General features: G+C 65.1%; 22 protein-coding genes. 14 read left to right on the forward strand and 8 right to left on the reverse strand.

Features of this window, described 5'->3' with window-relative positions; all coding sequences use genetic code 11:
• Positions 1-33 precede the first annotated feature (33 nt).
• On the forward strand, positions 34-765 hold the full coding sequence (locus ACEN9F_RS01640) for an FxDxF family PEP-CTERM protein (protein WP_413417173.1): 732 nt from the start codon (positions 34-36) through the stop codon (positions 763-765).
• A 155-nt stretch (positions 766-920) separates the two neighbouring features.
• A complete protein-coding gene (locus ACEN9F_RS01645; RefSeq protein ID WP_413417175.1) occupies positions 921-2123 on the forward strand; it encodes an ammonium transporter in 1203 nt (400 codons plus the stop codon).
• Between the two features lie 4 nt (positions 2124-2127).
• On the opposite strand, the gene ACEN9F_RS01650 is transcribed toward ACEN9F_RS01645, so the two are convergent.
• Positions 2128-2703 (reverse strand): helix-turn-helix domain-containing protein, encoded by a 576-nt coding sequence (locus tag ACEN9F_RS01650; protein WP_413417177.1) that lies wholly within the window; start codon positions 2701-2703, stop codon positions 2128-2130.
• Positions 2704-2862: 159 nt separating this feature from the next.
• Between ACEN9F_RS01650 and kbl the strand changes: the two genes are divergently transcribed.
• From kbl to ACEN9F_RS01665, 3 genes are all read left to right on the forward strand, one after another.
• Positions 2863-4068 carry a glycine C-acetyltransferase gene (gene kbl / locus ACEN9F_RS01655; protein WP_413417179.1) on the forward strand — a complete coding sequence of 402 codons (1206 nt, stop codon included), beginning with the start codon at positions 2863-2865 and terminating at the stop codon, positions 4066-4068.
• A 25-nt stretch (positions 4069-4093) separates the two neighbouring features.
• Positions 4094-5077, forward strand: a complete 984-nt coding sequence (locus ACEN9F_RS01660) for an NAD-dependent epimerase/dehydratase family protein (RefSeq protein ID WP_413417181.1) — start codon at positions 4094-4096, stop codon at positions 5075-5077.
• A 65-nt stretch (positions 5078-5142) separates the two neighbouring features.
• Entirely contained in the window at positions 5143-6537 is a 1395-nt protein-coding gene (locus ACEN9F_RS01665; RefSeq protein ID WP_413417183.1) for an L-serine ammonia-lyase, read from the forward strand.
• Here the strand turns inward: ACEN9F_RS01665 and ACEN9F_RS01670 are convergent.
• Positions 6518-9271, reverse strand: coding sequence for a putative bifunctional diguanylate cyclase/phosphodiesterase (locus ACEN9F_RS01670; RefSeq protein ID WP_413417185.1), 2754 nt, complete (start codon positions 9269-9271; stop codon positions 6518-6520). The genes ACEN9F_RS01665 and ACEN9F_RS01670 overlap by 20 nt on opposite strands.
• 201 nt (positions 9272-9472) lie before the next feature.
• Between ACEN9F_RS01670 and thrC the strand changes: the two genes are divergently transcribed.
• From thrC to moaD, 3 genes are read left to right on the forward strand one after another with little or no spacing between them, the layout of a single operon-like run.
• Positions 9473-10948 (forward strand): threonine synthase, encoded by a 1476-nt coding sequence (gene thrC, locus ACEN9F_RS01675; RefSeq protein WP_413417187.1) that lies wholly within the window; start codon positions 9473-9475, stop codon positions 10946-10948.
• A 1-nt stretch (position 10949) separates the two neighbouring features.
• Positions 10950-12170: a gephyrin-like molybdotransferase Glp gene (gene glp / locus ACEN9F_RS01680; RefSeq protein ID WP_413417189.1), complete on the forward strand. Its 1221-nt coding sequence runs from the start codon at positions 10950-10952 to the stop codon at positions 12168-12170.
• The gene (moaD, locus tag ACEN9F_RS01685; RefSeq protein WP_413417191.1) at positions 12170-12424 is read left to right on the forward strand and encodes a molybdopterin converting factor subunit 1; all 255 of its coding nucleotides are present in this window, start codon (positions 12170-12172) and stop codon (positions 12422-12424) included. The genes glp and moaD overlap by 1 nt, the downstream gene beginning before the upstream one ends.
• Here the strand turns inward: moaD and ACEN9F_RS01690 are convergent.
• Positions 12421-12663: a hypothetical protein gene (locus tag ACEN9F_RS01690; RefSeq protein WP_413417193.1), complete on the reverse strand. Its 243-nt coding sequence runs from the start codon at positions 12661-12663 to the stop codon at positions 12421-12423. The genes moaD and ACEN9F_RS01690 overlap by 4 nt on opposite strands.
• A gap of 34 nt (positions 12664-12697) precedes the next feature.
• On the opposite strand from ACEN9F_RS01690, the gene ACEN9F_RS01695 reads away from it, so the two are divergent.
• Positions 12698-13933: a TIGR03862 family flavoprotein gene (locus ACEN9F_RS01695; protein WP_413417195.1), complete on the forward strand. Its 1236-nt coding sequence runs from the start codon at positions 12698-12700 to the stop codon at positions 13931-13933.
• On the opposite strand, the gene ACEN9F_RS01700 is transcribed toward ACEN9F_RS01695, so the two are convergent.
• The 4 genes from ACEN9F_RS01700 to hpnD form a co-directional block, all read right to left on the reverse strand.
• Positions 13934-14740 carry a head GIN domain-containing protein gene (locus ACEN9F_RS01700; RefSeq protein WP_413417197.1) on the reverse strand — a complete coding sequence of 269 codons (807 nt, stop codon included), beginning with the start codon at positions 14738-14740 and terminating at the stop codon, positions 13934-13936.
• Positions 14741-14750: 10 nt separating this feature from the next.
• On the reverse strand, positions 14751-15551 hold the full coding sequence (locus tag ACEN9F_RS01705) for a DUF1700 domain-containing protein (protein WP_413417199.1): 801 nt from the start codon (positions 15549-15551) through the stop codon (positions 14751-14753).
• A 202-nt stretch (positions 15552-15753) separates the two neighbouring features.
• A complete protein-coding gene (gene hpnE / locus ACEN9F_RS01710; RefSeq protein WP_413417201.1) occupies positions 15754-17178 on the reverse strand; it encodes a hydroxysqualene dehydroxylase HpnE in 1425 nt (474 codons plus the stop codon).
• Positions 17171-18004 (reverse strand): presqualene diphosphate synthase HpnD, encoded by an 834-nt coding sequence (gene hpnD, locus ACEN9F_RS01715; protein ID WP_413417203.1) that lies wholly within the window; start codon positions 18002-18004, stop codon positions 17171-17173. The genes hpnE and hpnD overlap by 8 nt, the downstream gene beginning before the upstream one ends.
• An 87-nt stretch (positions 18005-18091) precedes the next feature.
• Between hpnD and ACEN9F_RS01720 the strand changes: the two genes are divergently transcribed.
• Positions 18092-18502, forward strand: a complete 411-nt coding sequence (locus ACEN9F_RS01720) for a VOC family protein (RefSeq protein WP_413417205.1) — start codon at positions 18092-18094, stop codon at positions 18500-18502.
• Between the two features lie 48 nt (positions 18503-18550).
• Positions 18551-18949 carry a hypothetical protein gene (locus ACEN9F_RS01725; protein WP_413417207.1) on the forward strand — a complete coding sequence of 133 codons (399 nt, stop codon included), beginning with the start codon at positions 18551-18553 and terminating at the stop codon, positions 18947-18949.
• A gap of 282 nt (positions 18950-19231) precedes the next feature.
• Here the strand turns inward: ACEN9F_RS01725 and hpnC are convergent, their stop codons facing one another.
• Entirely contained in the window at positions 19232-20074 is an 843-nt protein-coding gene (gene hpnC, locus ACEN9F_RS01730) for a squalene synthase HpnC (protein ID WP_413417209.1), read from the reverse strand.
• Positions 20075-20229: 155 nt separating this feature from the next.
• Here hpnC and ACEN9F_RS01735 point away from each other — a divergent pair, with 155 nt between their 5' ends.
• The 3 genes from ACEN9F_RS01735 to ACEN9F_RS01745 are packed head-to-tail and all read left to right on the forward strand — an operon-like array spanning position 20230 to position 24880.
• Entirely contained in the window at positions 20230-21345 is a 1116-nt protein-coding gene (locus tag ACEN9F_RS01735; RefSeq protein WP_413417211.1) for an efflux RND transporter periplasmic adaptor subunit, read from the forward strand.
• Positions 21342-24431 carry an efflux RND transporter permease subunit gene (locus ACEN9F_RS01740; RefSeq protein ID WP_413417213.1) on the forward strand — a complete coding sequence of 1030 codons (3090 nt, stop codon included), beginning with the start codon at positions 21342-21344 and terminating at the stop codon, positions 24429-24431. The genes ACEN9F_RS01735 and ACEN9F_RS01740 overlap by 4 nt, the downstream gene beginning before the upstream one ends.
• Positions 24428-24880 carry a DUF4124 domain-containing protein gene (locus tag ACEN9F_RS01745; protein ID WP_413417215.1) on the forward strand — a complete coding sequence of 151 codons (453 nt, stop codon included), beginning with the start codon at positions 24428-24430 and terminating at the stop codon, positions 24878-24880. The genes ACEN9F_RS01740 and ACEN9F_RS01745 overlap by 4 nt, the downstream gene beginning before the upstream one ends.
• Positions 24881-24894 lie beyond the last annotated feature (14 nt).

Below are 24894 nucleotides of genomic sequence, written 5' to 3' on the forward strand. Positions count from 1 at the left end.
CTGGCATCTCCATTTTTTATTAACGGAGTGTACATGAGCGTGAAACTATCTTATCGTCTGCTGGTGGGGGCACTGGCAGTGGCTGGCGTAATCTCGTCGGCCCATGCGGATGTGGTGGAGGTGGATGGCGCTCACGTGAAGTTTGTGTATGACACAGACTTCTGGGGCCTGGGTACCGCCGTGGTGAGCGGCGATACCATTTCTTTTGCCGTGGGTTCGGCATACAACTTGTCCACGACGGTGGCGCCGGGCGGCCAGCCCGCTTCCGCGCTGCACACCGAACAGAATGGGCAAGCCTTGACCGTGGTGGCCAAGTCCGGCTACCAGCTTAATTTCGGCGTGAGCACCACGTACGGCGGCACGTACAGCGTCGCCCCCGGCGACGGCAGCATTGCCGTCAGCGGCGGCGGCTTGCTCTCCGGCGGCAGCTATGCCAACGGCGCATTCAGCACCGGCGGCGTGAGCAGCGCCTACGGCGGCGGCATTCAGCTCAGCAGCGGCACGTCGGGCACGATCCTGCAGAACGACACGTTGCCGACGCTGGCTGCGGCGGGCTACCAGGCCTTGCAGGCCGGCATCACCCTGAGCGCGGGCCTGGTTCAGAACACCGCCGGCACCACCTCGGTCGCGCTGGAGTCCTATGCCTACCAGTTCAACGCGACGCCGGTGGCGGCGGTGCCCGAACCGGCCACCTACGGCATGTTGCTGGGCGGTCTGGGGTTGTTGGGCGTGGTGGCGCGCCGCCGCAAGCCTGCACCAAAATAACGCCTTATTTCAGTGCGCACCGGGTCGGTGCGCACTTTTGCACAATTTGAAAATCTATTGAAATCAGTCACTTAAAATTTGCACCAAATTGGAACGATTATTGCTTCTATCAGGAATCGTTTTTAATTTTTGCATTATTTTGGGGAGTGATATTGATGGGTGGATACAAAGACGGCGCCGATGCATTGTTCATTTTGCTCGGCGCCATCATGATTTTGGCGATGCATGCCGGCTTCGCATTCCTGGAGCTGGGTACGGTACGAAAAAAGAACCAGGTCAACGCACTGGTCAAGATCCTGGTGGATTTTGCGGTGTCGACCATCGCTTACTTCTTCGTCGGCTACAGCATTGCCTACGGCGTCAATTTCTTCTCCTCGGCCGACGTGCTGGCCGCCAAGAACGGCTACGAGCTGGTCAAATTCTTCTTCCTGCTGACGTTTGCGGCCGCCATCCCGGCGATTATCTCGGGCGGCATCGCCGAACGGGCGCGCTTCCATCCGCAACTGATCGCCACCGCCTTGCTGGTCGGCCTGGTCTATCCTTTCTTTGAGGGCATCGTCTGGAACAACCGTTTCGGCGTGCAGGAATGGCTGGCGCAGGCGTTTGGCGCCGGCTTCCACGATTTCGCCGGTTCGGTGGTGGTGCACGCGGTTGGCGGCTGGATCGCCTTGCCGGCCGTGCTGCTGCTGGGCGCGCGCCGCGGCCGCTACATGAAGAACGGCGCCATCGCCGCCCATCCGCCGTCGTCGATTCCCTTCCTGGCGCTGGGCGCGTGGATCCTGACGGTGGGCTGGTTCGGCTTCAACGTCATGAGCGCGCAGGCGCTGGACAAGATGAATGGCCTGGTCGCCGTCAACTCGCTGATGGCGATGGTGGGCGGTACGCTGGTCGCGCTGCTGATGGGTAAAAACGATCCGGGCTTCGCCTACAACGGCCCGCTGGCCGGGCTGGTGGCGGTGTGCGCGGGCTCGGACCTGATGCATCCGCTGGGCGCGCTGGTCACAGGCGGTATCGCCGGCGCCATCTTCGTCTGGATGTTCACGCTGGCGCAGAACAAATGGAAGATCGACGACGTGCTGGGCGTGTGGCCATTGCACGGCCTGTGCGGCGCCTGGGGCGGCATCGCCGCCGGGATCTTCGGTCACAAGGAACTGGGCGGCATCGGCGGGGTGTCGCTGCTGTCGCAGCTGGTCGGCACCGCGATGGGCATCGCGGTCGCATTGGCCGGCGGCTACGCCATCTACGGCCTGCTGAAGGCCACGCTGGGCCTGCGCCTCGATCCTGAAGAGGAATTCCAGGGCGCCGACCTGTCGATCCACCGCATCAGTTCGACGCCGGAGCGCGAGGCGAATTGGTGATCAATTAACGGTGTATCACCACCAGCAGCGCCTTCGCCTCGGTCTTGCCGACGTTGCGGATGATGTGCTGCTGGTCTCCCGGGTAGCGCGCCGTGCTGCCCAGTTTGACCTTCTTCTTGTCCGCGCCAACCTCCACTTCCACCGAGCCGTGTAGCAGGGTCAGGTGTTCCTGCGCGCCGGGATCGTGGCCTTGCGAGGCCAGCTCGCCGCCCGGCGCCAGCGTCAGTTCATACCATTCATATTTGCTGGCCAGTTCAAGCGGCCCGAGGATGCGCAGCACGTAGCCGGCGTGATGGCCGGGCAGCGTGGGAATCTCGTGTGCCTCGATCACGCGCACCGTCTCGGTCTCGCGTTCGCCCGTGGCCAGCAGTTCGCCGATCTGCACCCCCAGCGCATTGGCCAGCCGCCAGGTGATGGCGATGGTCGGATTGGCCTTCTCGCGCTCGATCTGCGACAGCATCGATTTGGAGACGCCGGCGATACGCGACAGATCCTCCAGCGTCAGGCCGCGGGCCAGGCGCAGCCGCTGCAGGGCGGCGCCGACCTCCGGAGGAGCATTCGTCGAAACGGGTGTTTTCATTGTTTTATTCGGCAGATGGACTAAATTTCAAATGAATCGCTGCGCTCTCGCGGCTTGCGAAGTTCACTGGTTCTCTGTAATATTCGATATATTGAATTTTAGTTCGACATAACGAATTTCTCATAACGCGGTGAAATCGTACCATAGACAAGGATCATCATGAGCATCCCGGCAAAAAACACTTTCTTCAGCGGCCTGCAGCAAAACCTGGACCAATTGCGCGAACAGGGCCTGTACAAGCCTGAGCGCGTCCTGGCCTCGCGCCAGGGCTCGGAAGTGATGAGCGAGGATGGCCGAATGCTGATTAATATGTGCGCCAACAATTACCTCGGCCTGTCGGGCCAGGAATGGGTGGCGCAGGCGTCCATCGCGGCGACGGAAAAGTACGGCTATGGCCTGTCGTCGGTGCGCTTCATCTGCGGCACCCAGACCGTGCACAAGCAGCTGGAGCAGGCGATTTCGACTTTCCTCGGCACCGAAGACACGATCCTGTACGCGGCGGCCTTCGACGCCAACGGCGGCGTGTTCGAGCCGCTGTTCGACGAGAACGACGCCATCATCTCCGACGCGCTGAACCACGCATCGATCATCGACGGCATCCGCCTGTGCAAGGCCGCGCGCTTCCGCTACGCCCACAACGACATGGCCGACCTGGAAGCGCAGCTGCAGGCGGCCGCCGGCAAGCGCCACAAGGTCATCGTCACCGACGGCGTGTTCTCGATGGACGGCACCATCGCCCAGCTGGACAAGATCTGCGACCTGGCCGACAAGTACGGCGCGCTGGTGATGATCGACGAATGCCACGCCTCCGGCTTCATGGGCAAGACCGGCCGCGGCACGCACGAGCACCACAACGTCATGGGCCGCATCGACATCATCACCGGCACGCTGGGCAAGGCCCTGGGCGGCGCGATGGGCGGCTTCACCTCGGCGCGCAAGGAAGTGATCGACATGCTGCGCCAGAAGTCGCGTCCGTATCTGTTCTCGAACACGCTGGCGCCGTCGATCGCCGGCGCATCGCTGACGGTGCTGGAGCGCCTGTCGCAGTCGACCGAACTGCGCGACCGCCTGCACGAAAACACCGCATACTTCCGCAAGGAGATCGAGCGTATCGGCTTCACCATCAAGCCGGGTACGCACCCTGTTGTTCCTGTCATGTTGTTCGACGCGCCCGTCGCGCAGAAATTCGCGGCACGAATGTATGAGCTGGGCGTTCTGCTCAGCGGCTTCTTCTACCCGGTGGTCCCGATGGGCCAGGCGCGCGTCCGTGTTCAACTGTCCGCGGCACACACCCGCGAACAGCTGGACATCGTGCTCAAAGCATTCGAACAGGCCGGCAATGAGCTTGGCCTGCTGAAGAAATAACATGAAAATCGTCAGGAACAATAATATGAATAAGCTCGTGAACAACCCGCAACGCATCCTCGTTATCGGCGCCAATGGCCAGATCGGCAGTGAACTGGTGGAGGCCCTGGCCGCCCAGCACGGCGCGCAGAACGTCATCGCCGGCGACATCAGCCCGACCAACCTGTATAACGCCGAGCGCTACACGTCGCTGAACGTGCTGGATAAGGAAGCGCTGTCGGCGCTGGTCACGGAAGAGGGCATCACCCAGGTCTACCAGCTGGCGGCGATGCTGTCGGCCACCGGCGAAGCGGCGCCGCTGAAAGCCTGGACGCTGAACATGGACGGCCTGCTCAACATCCTGGAAGTGGCACGCGAGCGCGGCGCCATCGGCAAGCCTCTGAAAGTGTTCTGGCCATCGTCGATCGCCGCCTTCGGCCCGAACACGCCGGCCGTCGATACGCCGCAGACCACGGTGATGGACCCGACCACCATCTACGGCATCAGCAAGCTGGCCGGCGAGCGCTTGTGCGAGTACTACTTCATCAAGTATGGCGTGGATGTGCGTTCGATCCGCTACCCTGGCATCATCAGCTTCAAGTCGCCACCGGGCGGCGGCACCACCGACTACGCCATCGCGATCTTCCACTCGGCGCTGCGCGGCGAGCGCTATGAATGCTTCCTCGGCCCGCAGACCACGCTGCCGATGATCTACATGCCCGATGCGATCCGCGCCACCATCGAACTGATGGAAGCGCCGGCCGAACAGGTCAAGGTGCGTTCGGCCTACAACGTGGCGGGCGTGTCGTTCAACCCGGAGCAGCTGGCCGCCGCCATCGCGCGCGCCGTGCCGGACTTCAAGATCGGCTACAAGCCGGACAGCCGCCAGGCCATCGCCGATACCTGGCCGCAAAGCCTGGACGACGCCACCGCGACCGCCGACTGGGGCTGGAAAGCCCGCATCGGCATCGACGAGATGGTCGCCGACATGCTGGCCAACGTCGATGTCCATCTGGGCAAAGCCGCCTAGCCCGTCGCCATTCCCGCGAAAGCGGGAGTGACGGTACATATATAACAACGATAGAGAGACACCCGATGGAGATGAGCGTATTCGACCTGTTTAAGATCGGCATAGGGCCGTCGAGTTCCCACACCGTGGGTCCGATGGTGGCTGCGCGCCGGTTCCTGCTCGATAGCGCTCCGCTGGAGGATGTCACCGAAGTCAAGGCCGAGCTGTATGGCTCGCTGGCCTTGACCGGCATCGGCCACGCGACCGACAAGGCCGTGATCCTCGGCCTGATGGGTGAAACGCCGCAGGATGTGGTGCCGACGCAGGTCGACACGCAACTGGCCGCGGCCGAAGCGGCCGGTGAGCTGAAGCTGCTTGGCTCGCACAGCGTGCCGTTCAAGCGCGGCACGCACCTGGTATTCCACATGGCCGAATCGCTGGCCGAACACCCGAACGGCATGCGCTTCACGCTGACCCGCAAGGATGGCGGCACCTTCAGCAAGGTGTACTACTCGGTCGGCGGCGGTTTTATCAAGGAGGCCGGCGAAGCGCAGCAGCCCGCGCCGGTCATCGGCAGCGCGCCCGCCGCCGCCATCCCGTTCCCGTTCGACACCATGGAACAGCTGCTGGCCCACGGCGAAAAGAGCGGTCTGACCATCCCGCAAATGCTGCGCGCGAACGAGCGCGTCAAGCTGTCCGAGGATGAACTGAACGCCGGCATCGACAGGATCTGGCGCGTCATGCACGACTGCATCGCGCACGGGCTGGAGACCGCCGGCAAGCTGCCGGGCGGCTTGAACGTCAAGCGCCGCGCCGCCGATCTCTGGAAACAGGCCAATGTCAACGGCAGCCGTGCCAACGAACTGCCGCACGACGCGCTGCACCAGGTCAGCCTGTACGCGATGGCCGTCAACGAGGAAAACGCCGCCGGCGGCCGCGTCGTCACGGCGCCGACCAACGGCGCGGCCGGCATCATCCCGGCGGTGCTGCGCTACTACGCGGAAGACTGCAAGCCGAGCGACCCGGTCACCGGCGTGCGCAACTTCATGCTGACGGCTGCCGCCATCGGCATGCTGTGCAAGCGTAACGCCTCGATCTCCGGCGCCGAAATCGGCTGCCAGGGCGAAGTCGGCGTGGCGTGCGCGATGGCGGCCGCCGGCTTGGTGGCGGCACTGGGCGGCACCAACGGCCAGATCGAAAACGCCGCCGAAATCGGCATCGAGCATCATCTGGGCATGACCTGCGATCCGATCGGCGGGCTGGTTCAGATCCCGTGCATCGAGCGCAACGGTATGGGCGCGGTCAAGGCCATCACCGCCGCCTCGCTGGCCTTAAAGGGCGACGGCACCCACTTCGTCAGCCTCGATGAAGTGATCGAAACCATGCGCCAGACCGGCGCCGACATGCAGGCCAAGTACAAGGAAACCTCCTTGGGCGGCCTGGCCATCCACGTCATCACCGTCAATCACGCGGCTTGCTGAGCAGTTGCCGGAACTCCGCTTCCGGCACCGGCTTGCTGAAGTAGTAGCCCTGCATCTCGTCGCAGTGTTGCTCGCGCAGGAATTCCAGCTGTTCGGCCGTCTCCACGCCTTCGGCGATGGTCTTTAATCCCAGGCTGCGCGCCATGTTGATGATGGCACTGACGATGGCCTTGTCCTCGGCGTCGGTGCTGATGTCGCGCACGAAGGACTGGTCGATCTTCAGCTTGTAGACCTTGAACTTCTTCAGGTGGCTGAGCGACGAGAAGCCGGTGCCGAAGTCGTCGATCGACATGCGCACGCCGCGCTCGTGCAGGTTGTTCATGATGGTGATGGCGCCTTGCGGGTCGTGAGCGGCCACGCCTTCCGTCAGCTCCAGTTCCAGGTATTCCGGCGGCAGGCCTTCTTCCGCCAGTATCTGCGCGGTCAGCACCGGCAGGTCGGTGTTCCGGAACTGCATGGCCGACAGATTCACCGCCATCACCACCGGCGGCAAGCCCGCGTCCAGCCACGCGCGCGCCTGGCGCACGGCCTGGCGCAGCACCCACGCACCGATCGGCAGTATCAAGCCGCTTTCCTCCGCCGCCGGAATGAATTCGGCCGGCGACACGGCGCCGCCCAGCTCCGGCGTATTCCAGCGCAGCAGGGCCTCGGCGCCGACGATGCGGCCGGTCGCCAGCGAGACCTGCGGCTGGTACACCACCCGCAGCTGCTCGCGTTCGAGCGCGTAGCGCAGCGCCGTCACCATTTGCAGGTGGCGCGCCGCGCGGTGCTGCATGGCGGCGGTGAAGAAGCGGAAGTCGTGGCGGCCGGAGCGCTTGACCTGGTACATGGCGGCATCCGCGCTTTGCAGCAGGGTTTCCATGTCATGGCCGTCGGCCGGATACAGCGCGACGCCGATCGAGGCCGACACCTTCAGGTCGTGCACGCCGATGCGGTAGGGCTGCTCGATCAAGTCGAGCAGCTTGCGGGCCACCGCCGCCGCGTCGGACGCCTCGACCTGCTCCAGCACCAGGATGAATTCGTCGCCGCCCAGGCGCGCCACCATGTCGTCCTCGCGCAGGCCCAGACGCAGGCGCTTGGCCAGCTCGCACAGCAGCTCGTCGCCGACGCTGTGGCCGAGCGAGTCGTTGATGTCCTTGAAATGGTCGAGGTCCAGCATCATCACCGCCGTCGAGCTGCGATTGCGCCTCGCCAGCGCCAGCGCGTGCTGCGTGTGCTCCCGCAGCTGCGCGCGGTTCGGCAGGCCGGTCAGCGCGTCGTGGTGGGCCAGGTACTGGATCCGTTCATTGGCCTGTTCGCGTTCCGCTTCGCGGTCGAAGTTCTTCAGCGCGAATTCGACGTCGAGCGTCATTTCCATCAGCAGCGCGCGCACCTCTTCGTCGAAGGTGTGGGCGGTGTCGGAGTAGAGCGCGAAGAAGCCGATGATCTCGCCCTGGCGGCGCAATGGGATCGCGGCAGAAGCCTGCCAGCCGTAACGCGCGCCGGGTCCGTGCCAGGCTTCGGTCTCCGGCGCGGCCTGGAAGTCCTGGCACCAGTGCGGCTCGCCGCTGTGGTAGGCCAGGCCTATCGGGCCGCGTCCCTCGGGCTGGCCGGGATCCAGCGAGATCGCCAGCTTGTCCAGGTACTTGACGCCGCTGCCGGCGCTGGCCGCCGCCATGACCTCGCGCCGCAGCGGATCGATCAGGCCAATCCACGCCATCGTCATGCCGCCGTGATGGACCACGCCGTCGACGATGTGGGCAAACAGCTCGGCCTCGGTGCGGCTGCGGACGATGGCCTGGTTGCATTGGCTGAGCGCCGAGTAGAGGCGGCCGACGCGCCGGGTGCGGGCCAGCGCCGCATTGCGCTCGGTGTCCAGCCGCGCCAGGCTTTTCTGCATCGCCGACAGCCAGCCCCACACGCTGTTGCGGGCCTGCGCGGGCACCGCCAGCGGGGTGGCGAAATCGCCCCGGCCCAGCTGCTCCATCGCGGACTGCAGCTGGTCGACCGAGCAGCCCAGCGCCGTGTCGAGCCTGCGCTTGGCGCGCCAGATCACGCCCACCAGTATCAGCGCGAAGGCGATGAACAGCGCCCGCGCCAGCGCGGCTTCGACCACGGTCGACTCGACCGCCTTGCCGGTGCGGCGGTCGACGCTGTCGTTGACGTTGGCGATGGGCTGCATGATCGCCGCCTTGGCCTGGTGGTAGGCCGGGTCGTACAACATGGCCGTGGCGGTGGCGATGGCGCGCGGGTCGCCGCCGGCCTGGTCGCGCAGCGTCATCGCCGCGATCTCGGTGAGGGCCAGGTGGTCCGACTCCGACTTGGCGGTAGCCAGTTGCGCCAGTTCCTGCGGCGCAAAGCCTGTGTGCGCCATCAGGTCCAGCAGCGATACGGCGGCGTCGGCCGGGCGTGGATGCTGGCCGCCGTCGAGCACCAGATCCCAGTACACATTGTCATAGCCCTGCGGGTGCGGGCGGCGGCCGTCGCGGATATCGATGATTTCCTGATAATGCTGGCGATAGCGCGGCTCGCCGGTGACGACATAGCTGCGCGCCATGCGCGTCAGGTCCTCGGACGAGTGGCGCAGCTCGCTGATCAGTTTGCGCGCGTTATAGCGCTGCTGGTTGGCGCGGTCGATGCGCTTTTCGGACCACACGTACAGCACAAAAGCCGCCGTCACCACGCAGAGCGCCCCAAGGCAGACCCACAGATAGCGGGCGAAATGGCGGGGCGTGGCGGGGGCGGGCGGGGTCATGATGGCGGTTTTCTGGCGGTTGCGGCTGGCGCGCACTGTTGCGCGAGCCGCAAGTATAGGCCTAGTTGTCGTACAAGTGGGCCTTCTCATAACCATAAAACAACGCGAATTTCACGGGAAGCCGCCGGGCGCACTATAATATCCGCTCGCTTTGTACCGTTCTGCCCCTTAGCCGTCAGCTCAACCGGACTTTTCTAATTTATGCAATACGTGTCTACCCGCGCCGCCGCATCGGCCGCCGCCTCGTCTTCCCAACAATTTTCGGACATTCTGCTGGGCGGCCTTGCCGCCGACGGCGGCTTGTTCCTGCCGACCGCCTACCCGCAAGTGACCGGCGCCGAGCTCGATGCATGGCGCCAGCTGTCCTATGCCGACCTGGCGTTCGAAATCCTGAAGAAGTTCGCGACCGATATTCCGGAAGCCGACCTGCGCGCGCTGACCGCCAAGACCTATACCAAGGAAGTCTACAAGAACGCCCGCCAGGGCGAAAAAGCCTCCCAGATCACGCCGCTGCGCGTGCTGGAAGAAGAGGGCGGCAAGAAGCTGGTGCTGCAGGCGCTGTCCAACGGCCCGACGCTGGCCTTCAAGGACATGGCGATGCAATTGCTGGGCAACCTGTTCGAATACGCATTGGCCAAGCAGGACGCGCAGCTGAATATCTTCGGCGCGACCTCCGGCGATACCGGCAGCGCCGCCGAATACGCGATGCGCGGCAAGCAGGGCATCCGCGTCTTCATGCTGTCGCCGCACAAGAAAATGAGCGCGTTCCAGACCGCGCAGATGTTCAGCCTCCAGGATCCGAACATCTTCAACATCGCCATCGAAGGCGTGTTCGATGATGCGCAGGACATGGTCAAGGCCGTGTCCAACGACCTGGAATACAAGGCGAAACAGAAGATCGGCACCGTCAATTCGATCAACTGGGCGCGTGTCGTGGCGCAGGTCGTGTACTACTTCCGCGGCTATCTGTCGGCCACCACGTCGAACGACCAGAAGGTGTCGTTCACCGTCCCGTCGGGGAACTTCGGTAACATCTGCGCCGGCCATATCGCGCGGATGATGGGCCTGCCGATCGACAAGCTGGTCGCCGCCACCAACGAGAACGACGTGCTGGACGAATTCTTCCGCACCGGCGTGTACCGCGTGCGCAAGTCGGCCGAGACCTATCACACCAGCAGCCCGTCGATGGACATCTCCAAGGCGTCCAACTTCGAGCGCTTCATCTACGACCTGGTGGGCCGCGACGGCGACCGTACCCGCGCGCTGTTCCACAAGGTGGAGACGCAGGGCGGCTTCGACCTGTCAGGCAAGCCTGGCAGCGACGGCGACGAATTCAAGCTGGTGGCCAAGTACGGCTTCAAGTCCGGCAAGTCCACCCATGACGACCGTCTGAACACCATCCGCGACGTGGCCGACGACTACGGCATCGTGATCGATACCCACACCGCCGACGGCATCAAGGTCGCGCGCGAGAACCTGGAACCCGGCGTGACGATGATCGTGCTGGAAACCGCATTGGCGGCCAAGTTCAACGAGACCATTCTCGATGCGCTGGGCGAGGATGCGGAGCGTCCGGAAGGCTTCGAGAACATCGAGGACCTGCCGCAGAAATTCGTCGTCATGAAGCCTGATGTCGAGGCCATGAAGGCGTATATCGCGGCCAACACCGGTCTGTAAAATGAGCGATTACAAGCCCAAGCCGATGCTGGCCGTCGCCGAGGCGCTGGCCTTGATGCTGGCCGCCGCGCGCCCGGTGGCGCAGTCGGAAGTGATTCCGACCTTGTCCGCCAACGGCCGCGTGCTGGCGAAGGCCCAGGTATCCGGCATGAACGTGCCGGGCATGGACAATACGCAGATGGACGGCTACGCGGTGCGCGCGGCCGATTGCGCCGGCGGCAATGCGGCGCTGACGGTGTCGCAACGCATCCCGGCGGGCCACGTCGGCCAGCCTTTGCTGCCGGGGACCGCTGCGCGCATCTTCACCGGCGCGCTGATTCCTGAAGGCGCCGATGCGGTGGTCATGCAGGAGCAGTGCGAATTGGTGGGCAATATCGTCACCATCAAGCATGCGCCCAAGTCAGGGGAGTGGATACGCCGCGCGGGCGAAGACATCACCAACGGCAGCGTGATCCTGCCGGCCGGCGCGCGCTTGCGCAGCCAGGAACTGGGCCTGGCCGCATCGGTCGGCCTGGCGGAACTGCCGGTCAGGCGCAAGCTGCGCGTGGCCGTGTTCTTCACCGGCGACGAGCTGACGATGCCGGGCGAGCCCCTGGCGCCGGGCGCGATCTACAATTCCAACCGTTTCACGCTGCGCGCGCTGCTGGAGAACCTGGGCTGCGAGATCAGCGATTTCGGCATCGTGCCGGATACGCTGGACGCCACCCGTTCCGTGCTGCGCGAGTGCGCGCAAGGTCACGATTTGATCATCACCTCGGGCGGCGTATCGGTCGGCGAGGAAGACCATATCAAGCCTGCCGTGGAGGCCGAGGGCAAGCTGAACATGTGGCAGATCGCCGTCAAGCCGGGCAAGCCGCTGGCCTTCGGCGAAGTGCGGGACGCCTTCTTTGTCGGCCTGCCCGGCAATCCGGTGTCGAGCTTCATCACTTTCCTGATGTTCGTGCGGCCGTTCATTCTGCGCCTGCAGGGCGTGGAAGGCGAGACCGCGCCGCGCGCGTTCGCCATGCGCGCCGATTTTAACTGGCCCAAGGCCGACAAGCGCAACGAGTTCCTGCGCGCGCGCATCAACGCCAACGGCGGCCTCGAGCTGTTCGGCAACCAGAGCTCCGGCGTGCTGACATCGACCGTGTGGGGCGATGGCGTGATCGACAATCCGCCGGGCCGCACCATCACCTCCGGCGACCTGGTTCGATTTATACCGTTTAGCGAGTTAATGCACTGATGGCCGTCACCGTAAAATTTTTTGCCAGCGTGCGCGAAGCGGTTGGCGTTTCGTCGGAGACGCTGGCGTTGCCGGCCGGCGTGGGCACGGTCGGCGCATTGCGCAGCCATCTGGCGGCGCGCGGCGATCGGTGGCGGCAGGCGCTGGGCAGTCCGGCCTTGCGCATGGCCTGCAACCAGCAGATGTGCGGCGCGGACACCGTCGTGGGCGACGGCGCCGAGGTGGCGTTCTTCCCGCCGGTGACAGGCGGCTAAGGCGCCTTCTTGCCCTTGCCGGCTGCCGGCAGGTCGTTGCACATGCCGCAGGCCTGGGCGTTGCGGAAGCGGCGCCAGGCCGTGTAGGTAAAGATGGCCGCCGCGGCCAGCGCCCACGCTGCGGCGCTCAGATAGTCATCGCGCGTGGCCGAGCCTTTGAACCATTCCACCGCCGCCAGTATCGCGAACAGCGGCACGACGGCCAGCAGAAAGCGTTTAATCCAGAATAGCGCACCCATAGTATCTCCCTGTAATTAGTATTGGACCGAATGCATGCAGTCTAGTTTGACACCTTTTCGCGTCGCCGTCATCGGTGGCGGTCCCGCCGGCCTGATGGCGGCCCAGACCCTGGCGCAGGGCGGGGCGCGGGTCGACGTGTATGACGCGATGCCTTCGGTCGGCCGCAAGTTCCTGCTGGCCGGCCGCGGCGGCATGAACATCACGCATGCCGAGCCGTATGCCGACTTCGTCACGCGCTACGGCAAGGGCGGCGCGCCGCTGCGGCCCATGCTGGACGCCTTCGGTCCGCGGGACGTGCGCGACTGGGTGCATGGGCTCGGTGTGGATACCTTCGTCGGCACTTCGGGCCGCGTGTTCCCGACCGACATGAAGGCGGCGCCGCTGCTGCGCGCCTGGCTGCACCGCCTGCGCGAGAACGGCGTGCAGTTCCATCAGCGCCACCGCTGGCTGGGCTGGCGCGAGGATGCGCTGGTCTTCGGCACCCCCGATGGCGAGCTGACGGCGCGCGCCGACGCGGTGGTGCTGGCACTGGGCGGCGGCAGCTGGGCCCGGCTCGGTTCCGACGGCGCATGGCTGCCCTTGCTGGCGGCGCGCGGCGTCGAGGTGGCGCCGCTGGTTGCGGCCAATTGCGGTTTCGACGTCGCATGGAGCGCGCATTTCAGCAGCCGCCATGCGGGCGAGCCGCTGACCACCGTGGCCATCATCGCGCGCGGGGCGGACGGCCAGGCCTTGCGCAAGCAGGGCCAGTTCGTGGTCACCCAAGGCGGCGTCGAGGGCAGCCTGATTTACGCGCTGTCGGCCGCCTTGCGCGACCAGATCGTTGCCGATGGCCACACAATTATCCATCTTGACCTGTTGCCGGATCTGACCCCGCAGCGGGTGGCCGATGAGGTGGCGCGTCCGCGCGGCGCGCGCTCGATGGCCAGCCATCTGCAAAGCCGTCTGGGCATCAAGGGCGTCAAGGCTGGCCTGCTGCGCGAGTGCTTGAGTAAGGAGGAGTTCGGCGACGTGGAGCGGCTGGCGCAGGCGATCAAGATGCTGCCGGTGCGCCTGCTGCGCCCGCGCCCGATCGACGAGGCGATCAGCAGCGCCGGCGGCGTGCGCTGGGATGCGCTGCAGGGCACCATGCTGAAGGCGGCGCCGGGCGTGTTCGTGGCCGGCGAGATGGTCGATTGGGAAGCGCCGACCGGCGGCTACCTGCTGACGGCCTGCCTGGCCGGCGGCCTCGCGGCGGGGCGCGACGCCCTGGCCTGGCTCAGCGCCCGCTGATCATTCCCAGGTGACTTCGCCGGAACCGGTGCGGCTGACGTTGCGCTGGTCGGGGTTGCCCAGCACGCGGATATCGCCGCTGCCGCGCAGCGTCAGCTCGGCCGACTGCTTGGCGAACACGTGGCTGGTGCCGGAACCCTTGAGGTTCACGGTGACCTTGTCCGAAGCCAGGTGGCGCGCATCGAGGTCGCCGGAGCCGGTCAGCTCGGCGGTCAGCACCTTGCAGCTGCCGGACGAGGTGAGCTGGCCCGAGCCGACCATCTCCAGCTCGACGTTCTCGCTGCTGCCGGTGTTCAGGTTCAGGTTGCCGCTGCCATGGGCGCCGGCGCTCAGGTCGCGGTAGCGGCCGGTGAAGCTGACATTGCCCGAGCCGTGCAACTGCAGATCCAGCTTTTCACCGTTGAATCCGCTGACCTTGGTGTCGCCGCTGCTGCGCACCACCAACTCCTCCAGCGACGGCAGCACCAGCTCCACCTGCAGGCGATGGCGCGGATTGAGCAGCATGCCCTTGGTGCCGATGTGCAGGTCGCGGCCGTCCTGGACGGTTTCGATATTCGCCAGCGAACGCTGTTCGCCGCGCACCTTCAGCGACGCCACCGGGCCCTGGATCAGGGTCAGGTCGATCGGGCCGTTCAGTTCCACGGCCGTGGCCATGGCGTCGATCTTGCGGGTTTCGCCGCCCAGCGAACGGCCGGCCACGCTGGTCGGGCTGGTGCTGCCGTAGGCCTTCAGCATGCTGTAGGTCACGCCGATCAGCACGAACGACAGGACCAGCAGGCCGGCGCCGATTTTCAGTAATGCTCGCATCTCTTGCTCCTCAACGTCCGCGCAGCAGCGACACGTTCATCGCCGCATAGCGCTTCAGGCCGATCACGGTGTAGCGCGTCAGCACGATGCTGACCAGGCACAGGCCGATCCCGCCCAGGATCATGCCGAAGCCGATCAGGGTCTGGGTGGTGCGGGCGCCGCTGTCGAAATCGGTGGTGATGTGGACGTCGCCGGCGGCCACGGCCTCGGCGCGGTTCAGCAGGCGGCCGCTGCTGCTCAGTTTTTCGTCGCCGGCGCTGTTGTTGTCGTCGTCCGCCTGGTCCTTGGTGACCTGCACCCCCATGCTGTCGATCGCCACGCGCCAGCCCTGCGCATCTTCCTCCTCGCGCTGGGAGTCGAAGTGCGCGTGGGTGAATTCCATCACATGGCGCAGCGGGCCTTCCAGCGCCAGTTCGTTCTGGCCGGACAGGCCGCTGGCGGTCAGCGCCACGCCGCCGATGTAGAAGGCGAACGCCGATACGTAGACCGCGCCCAGCAGGCAGGCGTACACCATCGCCGGGATCACCATGAACAGGTTGAAGATGGCCAGGCCGACGAAGGACACCAGCACGCGGACCAGGTTGAACGGGGTTTTCTTTTGCTCAAAAGCATTTAAATGGGCGTTGGCGCGCAAGGTCATGGCGATCTTGCGCGGCTCGTCGAGTTCCTGGTAGACCTCGGCCTCGCTCCGTCCGGCCACCAGGCCGTCGATGAAGCGCTGCTCGTAGTAGGCCAGGGTCTTGGCCACCGTTTCCGGCGGCAAACCCTGCATGGCCTGCTTGAGCGCGTCGAGGTATTGCTGCTTGGTCATGATATCAAATTCCTAAGTTCACGATCACAGCGGTGCTGGCCGTCACAAAGGCGAGCAGGGCGAGCGTTTTGAGGCTGAGTTCGAGATTCATTTCATTCCACTATATGTTTTTGCCGATGGTGCAACTGTACGCAAGCGCTCGTCCAGATGCCACGGGCATGTGACAGGCTGCATAAATGGCGGAACAGGCGACAAAAAAGGGCTACTGGGCGGCGCTCCTCTGGAGCAGGGCGGCGGCGGCGACACCGCTGCGGACCGCCGCCTCGAGCGTGGCCGGGTAGTCGCCGGCGGTGTAGTCGCCGGCGATGGCCAGCCCCGGCAAGCCGCTGGCGTTGCCGGGCCGAACCAGTCCCGGCGCGCAGGCGTAGGTGGCGCGCTTCTCGGTGATGACCTTGAACCAGGCCGGCCGGCCCAGCTCCGGACGCTGGAATACCACCGCCAGCTGGACCGCCAGCGCCTCGGCCAGCAGCTCCTGCGGCTGCCCGGCGGCGGCGCCGGAAGCGCTGATGACCACGGCCAGCAGGCCGGCCTGGGCCGCGTCCAGCTGGCCGCGGTCGAACACGAACTGGCCGTAGTGATGGTTGCCGGGGTCGTCCAGCAGCGCGTAGAAGGGCAGGTCCAGCCTGGTGGCGGCGTCGTATTGCAGGTAGCAGGTGGTGATGGCTTCCGGCGCGAAGGCGGTCAGCTGGCCGCACAGCGCGGTGGTGTCGGCATCGGCGATGTCGTGCAGCAGGGTGGCGGCCTGGCTGGCGCCGGTGGCCAGCACCACGCCGCTGAAATAGGTGCTCCAGGTGCCGCCGACGGCGGCGCCGCTGATGTCCAGCTGCCACAGGCGGCCTTCGATCGACCGCAGCGCCTGCACCTTGGCGCCGGTGCGGGTCGAACCGCCGCGGGCCTGGATGTAGGCGGCGGCGGCTTCGGGGAACAGCGCGCTGAGGTCGGCGCGCGGCAGCAGCATGTCCGATGCGCGGCGCCGGGCGCCCAGGCTGTCGCGCAGCACATTGAGGAAAATCTGCGCCGAGGCGCGCTCCGGCGGCGTGTTCAGCGCGGCCAGGCACAGCGGGCGCCACATCAGCTGGATCAGGCGCGGGGTCTGGTCGAAGCGCTCCAGCAGTTCGCTGACGCTGCAATCCTGATTCAGCTGCCAGCCCATCCAGCGCGCGGTGCTGGAAAAGCGCGCCAGGCTCAGTTTGTCGGCGCGGTCCAGGCCCTTGGCGCGCAGCAGCGCGGCCGCCAGGTGCAGCGGCGCCGGCAACGGCAGTGCGGGGGCGGCGAAGTCCATGCCGCCGCTGCCTTCCGGATAGCGCATTTGCAGCGGCAAGGTCAGCAGCGCCTGGTTGCGGTCGACGCCGGTCAGCTTCATCAGGCGCAGCGTTTCGCTGTAGGCGCCGAGCAGGATGTGCTGGCCGTTGTCCAGGTGGGCGCGGTCGGTGTCGACGCGGCGCGCGCGGCCGCCCAGTGTGCGCGCCGATTCCAGCAGCGTGACCTTGTAGCCGGCGCGCGCTAGTTCGACGGCGGCGGCGCAGCCGGCCCAGCCGCTGCCGACCACGGCGATCGAGCGCGACGTCAGCTCCGGCTCGGCCTTGGCGGCCAGGCGCTTGTCGGCCACTGGACTTTCGTCAGCCACGAATGTAGGTCTTCCACGCCAGCCAGAGCTTGCGGATCGGCGTCAGCGAGATGCGCTGCTTGAGCACGTGGTAGCCATCGGCCTCCACTTCGGTCAGCAGCGTGCGGTAGATGGCGGCCATCATCAGGCCCGGGCGCTGGGCGCGGCGGTCTTCCTTCGGCAGCAGCGCGAAGGCCTCGTCGTAGGCGGTTTGCGCGCGCGCCACCTGGAACGCCATCAGCTTCTCGAAGTTGTCGCTGTGGCGCGCGTTGAGCAGGTCGGCGGCGGTGACGTTGAACTGCTGCAGCTCGTTGACCGGCAGGTAGATGCGGCCCTTGCGGGCATCCTCGCCGACGTCGCGGATGATGTTGGTCAGCTGGAAGGCGTGGCCCAGCTTTTCGGCGAACTGCAGCGTTTCCGGCCTGGTCACGCCGAAGATGCTGGCCGACAGGATGCCGACCACGCTGGCCACATGCCAGCAATAGCTGGTCAAGGCCTTGTAATCGAGATAGCGGGTCTGGTTCAGGTCCATTTCCATGCCGTCGATGATGGCTTGCAGGTGTTCCTGCTTGAGGTCGTAGACGCTCAGGTGCGGCTGCAGCGCCTGCGTGACGGGGTGGGTTTGCGTGCCCTCGTACATATTGGCGATTTCCTTGCGCCACCAGGACAGCTTGATGCGGGCGATCGATTCATCGGTGCATTCATCGACGGTGTCGTCCACCTCGCGGCAAAAGGCGTATAGCGCGGTGATGGCGCGGCGACGCTCCGGCGGCAGGAACAGAAAACTATAGTAAAAACTGGAGCCGCTTTGTGCGGTCTTTTGCTGGCAGTAGTCGTCTGGGGACATGAATAAAAAAGCAAGGATGGGCTATCGAAGCCGCTATTCTATAGGATTGAGTTAAAGTCACGCTTCATTATTTGGTAAGGAATGACCATGATTTGTATCCGGGAAATCGACCATATCGTGCTGCGCGTCGTTGAGCTGGACCGCATGCTGCGGTTTTACGGCGACGTGCTGGGCTGCCCGGTCGAGCGGCGGCAGGATGAAATCGGCCTGGTGCAGCTGCGGGCCGGCAGTTCGATGATCGACCTGGTGCCGGTCGACGGCAAGCTGGGGCGCATGGGCGGGGCGGCGCCGGGCGTGGAGGGCCGCAACGTCGACCATTTCTGCCTGCGGGTGGAGCCGTTCGACGCCGGCGCCATCAACGCCCACCTGGCGGCGCACGGCGTGGCGGCGGGGCGGGTGGAGCCGCGTTTCGGCGCCGAGGGCGAGGGCCCGTCCATCTATGTGACCGACCCGGAAGGCAACGTGGTGGAGTTAAAAGGACCACCACATTCGCAATAAAGTCATTTGGGGATACAATACGTTACCTTTCCAAGGAGATGTATCCCGATGAATCCGCAGATAGTCGCAGCCATGATCCTCATCCCAGTGCTCTGCGGATGCGATGGCTCGTCGGCGGAAGATACCGCGCCGATGAAGACGGCGACGTATTACACGCAGAATCTGCAGGAAGCCAACCAGGTCGCCAGCCGCTGCAAGGTGCTGGACCAGCAGAAGCAGCGCGATCTGAGCGTGGGTGATTATCAGGAGTGGCAGATTTCCAACGAGGGCGTCAATTGCCAGACCGCGATGTCGGTGTCGGAAGCGGCCTCGGTACGCGAGTTCGTGCTGAAGCAGTCCAAGCCGGCCGCCTTGCCGGCCAAGCCGTCGTCGCCATCGTCGGCGGTGCCAGTGGTGCCCGAGCGCGGCGAGCAGAAGATCAGTTCCAACCAGGCCTTAGCGCCTTAAACTTCCCGCCCGCCGGCGCCACGGCGGGTCCGACAGTACCCGCACGATCACGCTGAACGGGATATCCCGCCGCACCAAAAACTCGGACGCAAACGCGCGGCCCTTGCTGTGCAGCAGGCTGATGCCTGTTTCCACTATCCTGGATGTCTCGCTGTCCGGTCGAGACGACCGCGCTTCGGCTTGCATGAACTTACCTTTCAAAATTTCTTGAACGATAACATGGCATCGTGCAATTGTGCAGAGGCAACGATTTAATCGTGCGCGGCTGGAAACCGCGTATGCTCAAGCGGCGCTGAAGACCGCCTTCATCTGCTTTTTCATGCGCAGCGAGGCCCAGACGATGCCAATATAGTCGCGCCTGGTCAGCTTGGGGCGGTGCAGGAAGACGTCGTATTCGGCCGCTTCGATCGCGTCGAGGATGCGCAGGCCGCCCTGGACCACCATGCGCAGCTCGAAGCCGATGCGGCCTTTCAGGCGCAGGGCCAGCGGCGCGCCGCTGAGCATCAGCGCGCGCGCGCGGTCCACCTCGAACTTCATCAGCGAACGCCAGCGCGGCCGCGCGCTGGTATGGTCCAGCGCCGCCGGCGAGATCGCGTAGCGGTTCAAATCCTCCAGCGGTATGTAGATGCGCTCCTTGTGCAGGTCGATCGCCACGTCCTGCAGGAAGTTGATCAACTGCAGCGCAGTGCAGATCGCGTCCGAATCGCGGATGTTTTCCTCGTCGGCCGCGCCGTACAGGTGCAACATCATGAAGCCGACCGGATTGGCCGAGCGCGCGCAATAGTCCAGCAGCGCGTCGTAGGTCTGGTAGCGGCTCACCACCACGTCCTGCTTGAAGGCCGACAGCAGATCGTACAGCGGCCGCATCGGCAGCTGGTACTCCCGCACCACTTGCGCCAGCCGCTCGAACATCGGTTCGTGGTCGCTTGCCCCTTGCCCGATGCGGGCCAGCGCCGCCTCGTAGGCGTTCAGCGCGGCCAGCCGCTGCTCGGGCGTGGCGTCGCCTTCGTCGGCCAGGTCGTCGGCGCTGCGGGCGAAGGCGTAGATGGCTTCAACCGCCGGACGTAGCCGGCTTGGCAACAGAATCGACGCGACAGGGAAATTTTCGTAGTGATCAACCGGCATAAAACGGGGCCCAAAAGCAAAAAATAAAATTAATGACGCAAAAGTCATTTGCAAACGAATTTGCTCGGCTTATAATTAATTAACGGAAAGTCATTAATTTCCAACCCGTAATAGTAGTGCTATCTACAGTCCAGAGCAAGTTAAAGGAAGATGCCGTGGTTGCCCCTAAAATTTCCCTTCTATTTATCACCCTGTTGGCCGCCACGTTGGCCGCCTGTTCCAAGCCGGCCGAGAAGGTCGAAGACATCCGCCCGGTGCGCGCCATCAAGCTGGCCAGCAGCGATATCGACGTCAACGCCGAGTTTTCCGGCGAGGTGCGGCCGCGCGTGGAATCGCGGCTGGGTTTCCGCGTCGGCGGCAAGATCGTCAGCCGCAAGGTCGACGTCGGCACGCTGGTCAAGCACGGCCAGCTGCTGATGCAGCTCGATCCGCAGGACTTGCAGCTGTCGCAGGCGCAGGCGCTGGCCGGCCTGCGCGCCGCCGAAACCAATCGCGACCTGGCCAAGGCCGAGCTGCAGCGCTACCAGGAACTGCGCAGCAAGAGCTTCGTCAGCCAGGCGGTGCTGGACGCCAAGGATTCCACCTATAAATCCGCGCAGGCGAATGTCGATGCCTCCCGGGCGGCGTATCGCGGCCAGTCCAACCAGGCCGGCTATGCGCAGCTGGTGTCGGATGTGGACGGCGTGGTGACGGCGGTCGACGCCGAAGTCGGCCAGGTCATGGCGGCCGGCACGCCGGTGGTGCGGGTGGCCAAGTCGGGCGAGAAGGAAATCGTCATCGGCCTGCCGGAAGACAAGGTCGACACGCTGCGCCGCATCCAGGACGTGCAGGTGCGCCTGTGGGCCGATCCGAAGAATGTGGTGGCGGGCAAGATCCGCGAAATCTCGCCGGTGGCCGATCCTTCGACCCGCACCTACACGGTCAAGGTCTCGATCCCGGACAGCCTGGCCGAGGCCAAGCTGGGCATGACGGCCGTGGTGCAGTTCGCCTCCAAGACCCCGACGCCGCAGATCAAGGTGCCGCTGACCGCGCTGTTCTATGAAAAATCCGCGACCTCGGTGTGGGTGGTGGAGGGCGGCGTCGTCAAGCTGGTGCCGGTCACCATCGCCGGCGCGGCCGGCAACGATCTGGTGCTCTCGAGTGGCGTCAAGGCCGGCCAGACCGTGGTCACGGCGGGCGTCAACCTGCTCAAGCCGGGCCAGAAAGTCAAGATCCTCGGCGACGACGTTCCCACTGCGCCCGCACCGGCCGTCGCAGGGGCCGCCAAATGAAGGACGGCTTCAATCTCTCACGCTGGGCGCTAGAACATATCCCGCTGACGCGCTACCTGATCGCGGTGCTGCTGATCGGCGGCGCGCTCAGCTATTCCAACCTGGGCCAGGACGAGGATCCGCCGTTTACCTTCCGCGCGATGGTGGTGCGGGCCAACTGGCCGGGCGCGACCTCGCTGCAGATGGCCGAGCAGGTCACCGACAAGCTGGAGAAAAAACTGCAGGAAACGCCCGATATCGACGAAATATCGAGCTATTCCAAGCCGGGCGAGACCACCATCATCCTCAAGCTGCGCGAATCGGCGCCGCCCAAGGAAGTGGCGCAATCCTGGTACCAGGTGCGCAAGAAGATCGGCGACATCCGCGGCACCTTGCCTTCGGGCGTGCAGGGACCGTTCTTCAACGACGAGTTCGGCGATACCTACGGTTCCATCTTCGCGCTGTCCGGCGACGGCTTTACCTATGCCGAGATGAAGGACTACGCCGACTTCGTGCGCCAGCAGCTGCTGGGCGTGCCGCTGGTGTCCAAGGTCGAGCTGTTCGGCGTGCAGGACGAGAAGATCAACATCGAGTTCTCGCACAAGAAATTCGCGCAGCTGGGCATTCCGTTCGAGGCCATCGTCAACCAGATCGCCACGCAGAACAGCGTCGAGGCCACCGGCGTGCTGGTGACGCCGACCGATAACCTGCAGGTGCGGGTGACCGGCGCGCTGAAGACCGTCAAGGACCTGGAAGAGCTGGAGCTGCGCGCCAACGGCACCACCTTCCGCCTGGGCGACTTCGCCGTCATCAAGCGCGAATACCAGGACCCGCCGGGCAACAAGATGCGTTTCAACGGCAAGGAAGTGATCGGCCTGGGCGTGTCGATGGAGAAGGGCGGCAACATCATCCAGCTCGGCAAGCACATGGAGAAGACCGTGGCCGAGATGAAGGCCAAGCTGCCGGTCGGTATCGAACTGGAGCGCGTGTCGGACCAGCCGGAAGCCGTCAAGGCTTCGGTCGGCGAGTTCGTGCACACGCTGATCGAGGCGGTGCTGATCGTGCTGGCCGTCAGCTTCGTCGCGCTGGGCCTGCATTCCAAGCCCAGGCTGCGGCTGGACGTGCGTCCCGGCCTGGTGGTGGCGCTGACGATACCGCTGGTGCTGTCGGTGACCTTCCTGTTCATGCGGGTGCTGGACATCGACCTGCACAAGATATCGCTGGGCGCGCTGATCATCGCGCTGGGCCTGCTGGTGGACGACGCCATCATCGCCGTGGAAATGATGGTGCGCAAGATGGAGGAGGGCATGTCGCGCTTCGACGCCGCCACCTTCGCCTATAAATCCACCGCGATCCCGATGCTGACCGGCACCCTGATCACCGTGGCGGGCTTCCTGCCGATCGGGCTGGCCAAGTCGGCGGCGGGCGAGTACACCTTCTCGCTGTTCTCGGTCAACGCGCTGGCGCTGGTGATTTCGTGGGTGGTGGCGGTGACGTTCACGCCCTACCTCGGCTACGTGCTGCTGAAGGTCAAGCCGCACGCGGACGGCAGCAGCGAGCACGACCTGTTCGATACGCCGGGCTTCCGCAAGTTCCGCGCGGTGGTCAACTGGTGCGTCGAATACCGCAAGACCACGATCGCGGCGACGCTGGTGGTGTTCGCGCTGGGCGTGTACGGCTTCAAGTTCATCGAGAAGCAGTTCTTCCCGGATTCCAGCCGCCCCGAACTGATGGTCGAGCTGTGGACGCCGGAGGGCACGACCTTCGCCGCCAACGAGGCGCAGGTGAAGAAGTTCGAGGCCTTCATCCGCAAGCAGGACGGCGTGGTCAGCGTGACCAGCTACGTCGGCACCGGCTCGCCGCGCTTCTACCTGCCGCTGGACCAGATCTTCCCGCAGACCAATGTGTCGCAGATCGTCGTGCTGCCGAAGGATTTGCACGCGCGCTCGGCGCTGCGCGACAAGATCGTCGACATCTTCAAGCGCGACTTCCCGGAAGTGCGCGGCCGCGTCAAGCTGCTGCCGAACGGGCCGCCGGTGCCGTATCCGGTGCAGTTCCGCGTGACCGGCGGCGAGGTGGACAAGGTGCGCGCCATCGCCGACCAGGTGAAGGACATCATGCGCGCCAATCCGAACACGCTGGGCGTCAACGATAACTGGAACGAGTCGATCAAGGTGTTGCGCCTGGACCTGGACCAGGACAAGATGCGCGCGCTGGGCGTGACCTCGCAAACGGTGATGCGCGCGGCCAACACGATCCTGTCCGGCACCACCATCGGCCAGTTCCGCGAGGGCATCAAGCTGATCGACATCCAGATCCGCCAGCCGATCGAGGAGCGCAAGACCATCTCGATCCTGAACGACACCAATATCCCTACCGGCAGCGGCAAGTCGGTGACCATCAGCCAGCTGGCGCGCGCGCATTTCGTGTGGGAGCCGGGCGTGGTGTGGCGGGAAGGGCGCGACTGGGCGATCACCGTGCAGTCCGACGTGGCCGACAACATCCAGGGGCCGACCGTCTCCGGCCAGATCGACCCGCAGCTGAAGGCGCTGCGCGACGCGCTGCCGGCCGGCTACGCCATCACCGTCAAGGGCGCGGCGGCCGACAGCGGCACGGCGGAGGCGTCGATCGCGGCCAACCTGCCGCTGGCGATCTTCCTGATCTTCACGCTGCTGATGTTGCAACTGCACAGCTTCTCGCGGGCGCTGCTGGTGTTCCTGACCGGGCCGCTGGGCGTGGCGGGGGCGGCGATGGCCTTGCTGTTGCTGGGGCGTCCGCTGGGCTTTGTGGCCAACCTGGGCATCATCGCGCTGTTCGGCATGATTATCCGTAACTCGGTGATCCTGGTGGACCAGATCGAGCAGGATATCAAGGCCGGCCACGACCCGTGGACCGCGATCGTCGAATCGGCGGTGCGCCGTTGCCGTCCTATCATCCTGACGGCCGCCGCCGCGGCGCTGGCGATGATCCCGTTGTCGCGCTCGGTGTTCTGGGGGCCGATGGCGGTGGCGATCATGGGCGGGCTGATCCTGGCCACGGCGCTGACGCTGCTGTTCCTGCCGGCGCTGTATGCGGCCTGGTTCCGCGTCGAGAAGCCGCAAGCATGATCGCAGGCAGCGTCATGTCTATGATGAAATGGCCGCTCGCCTGCGCGGCGCTCGTGCTTGCCACGGGCGCCGCGCAGGCGGAGATCTACCGCTGCAGGCAAGCCAATGGCGCATTGTCCTATCAGGATACGCCGTGCGCCAGCGGCGAGCAGCGCAAGGTCGACGGCCCGGCCACCGCCCGCCACGACCCGCCGCCCGCGCCGATGGCCATGCCGGCCATGTCGGCTGCGGACGAGGGCAAGCCGCCATACCCTGACGGCGAACTGCGCCGGCTGGTGCGCGAAACCGTGCGCGAAGAACAGGGCGCGCCTCGGCCTAAAAAGGCCTGCCCGTCGGAACACGACATCCGGAAAATCGAAACAGATATCAGCAGTATTCGAAATCGGGATAATCAATGGCTGCAAACCGAGCTGCGCAAGCAGTTGCGCGAGGCAAAAGCATGCCAATAACAGTGAAAATGGGC

The sequence above is a fragment of the Duganella sp. CT11-25 genome (assembly GCF_047302815.1).
Lineage (GTDB): Bacteria > Pseudomonadota > Gammaproteobacteria > Burkholderiales > Burkholderiaceae_D > Rugamonas.

Excerpts from the sequence above, each read along its gene's own strand:
- ACEN9F_RS01640 (WP_413417173.1), top strand. The coding sequence starts at position 34 with ATGAGCGTGAAACTATCTTATCGTCTGCTGGTGGGGGCACTGGCAGTG.
- ACEN9F_RS01645 (WP_413417175.1), top strand. The coding sequence starts at position 921 with ATGGGTGGATACAAAGACGGCGCCGATGCATTGTTCATTTTGCTCGGC.
- ACEN9F_RS01650 (WP_413417177.1), bottom strand. The coding sequence starts at position 2,703 with ATGAAAACACCCGTTTCGACGAATGCTCCTCCGGAGGTCGGCGCCGCC.
- kbl (WP_413417179.1), top strand. The coding sequence starts at position 2,863 with ATGAGCATCCCGGCAAAAAACACTTTCTTCAGCGGCCTGCAGCAAAAC.
- ACEN9F_RS01660 (WP_413417181.1), top strand. The coding sequence starts at position 4,094 with ATGAATAAGCTCGTGAACAACCCGCAACGCATCCTCGTTATCGGCGCC.
- ACEN9F_RS01665 (WP_413417183.1), top strand. The coding sequence starts at position 5,143 with ATGGAGATGAGCGTATTCGACCTGTTTAAGATCGGCATAGGGCCGTCG.
- ACEN9F_RS01670 (WP_413417185.1), bottom strand. The coding sequence starts at position 9,271 with ATGACCCCGCCCGCCCCCGCCACGCCCCGCCATTTCGCCCGCTATCTG.
- thrC (WP_413417187.1), top strand. The coding sequence starts at position 9,473 with ATGCAATACGTGTCTACCCGCGCCGCCGCATCGGCCGCCGCCTCGTCT.
- glp (WP_413417189.1), top strand. The coding sequence starts at position 10,950 with ATGAGCGATTACAAGCCCAAGCCGATGCTGGCCGTCGCCGAGGCGCTG.
- moaD (WP_413417191.1), top strand. The coding sequence starts at position 12,170 with ATGGCCGTCACCGTAAAATTTTTTGCCAGCGTGCGCGAAGCGGTTGGC.
- ACEN9F_RS01690 (WP_413417193.1), bottom strand. The coding sequence starts at position 12,663 with ATGGGTGCGCTATTCTGGATTAAACGCTTTCTGCTGGCCGTCGTGCCG.
- ACEN9F_RS01695 (WP_413417195.1), top strand. The coding sequence starts at position 12,698 with ATGCAGTCTAGTTTGACACCTTTTCGCGTCGCCGTCATCGGTGGCGGT.
- ACEN9F_RS01700 (WP_413417197.1), bottom strand. The coding sequence starts at position 14,740 with ATGCGAGCATTACTGAAAATCGGCGCCGGCCTGCTGGTCCTGTCGTTC.
- ACEN9F_RS01705 (WP_413417199.1), bottom strand. The coding sequence starts at position 15,551 with ATGACCAAGCAGCAATACCTCGACGCGCTCAAGCAGGCCATGCAGGGT.
- hpnD (WP_413417203.1), bottom strand. The coding sequence starts at position 18,004 with ATGTCCCCAGACGACTACTGCCAGCAAAAGACCGCACAAAGCGGCTCC.
- ACEN9F_RS01720 (WP_413417205.1), top strand. The coding sequence starts at position 18,092 with ATGATTTGTATCCGGGAAATCGACCATATCGTGCTGCGCGTCGTTGAG.
- ACEN9F_RS01725 (WP_413417207.1), top strand. The coding sequence starts at position 18,551 with ATGAATCCGCAGATAGTCGCAGCCATGATCCTCATCCCAGTGCTCTGC.
- hpnC (WP_413417209.1), bottom strand. The coding sequence starts at position 20,074 with ATGCCGGTTGATCACTACGAAAATTTCCCTGTCGCGTCGATTCTGTTG.
- ACEN9F_RS01740 (WP_413417213.1), top strand. The coding sequence starts at position 21,342 with ATGAAGGACGGCTTCAATCTCTCACGCTGGGCGCTAGAACATATCCCG.
- ACEN9F_RS01745 (WP_413417215.1), top strand. The coding sequence starts at position 24,428 with ATGATCGCAGGCAGCGTCATGTCTATGATGAAATGGCCGCTCGCCTGC.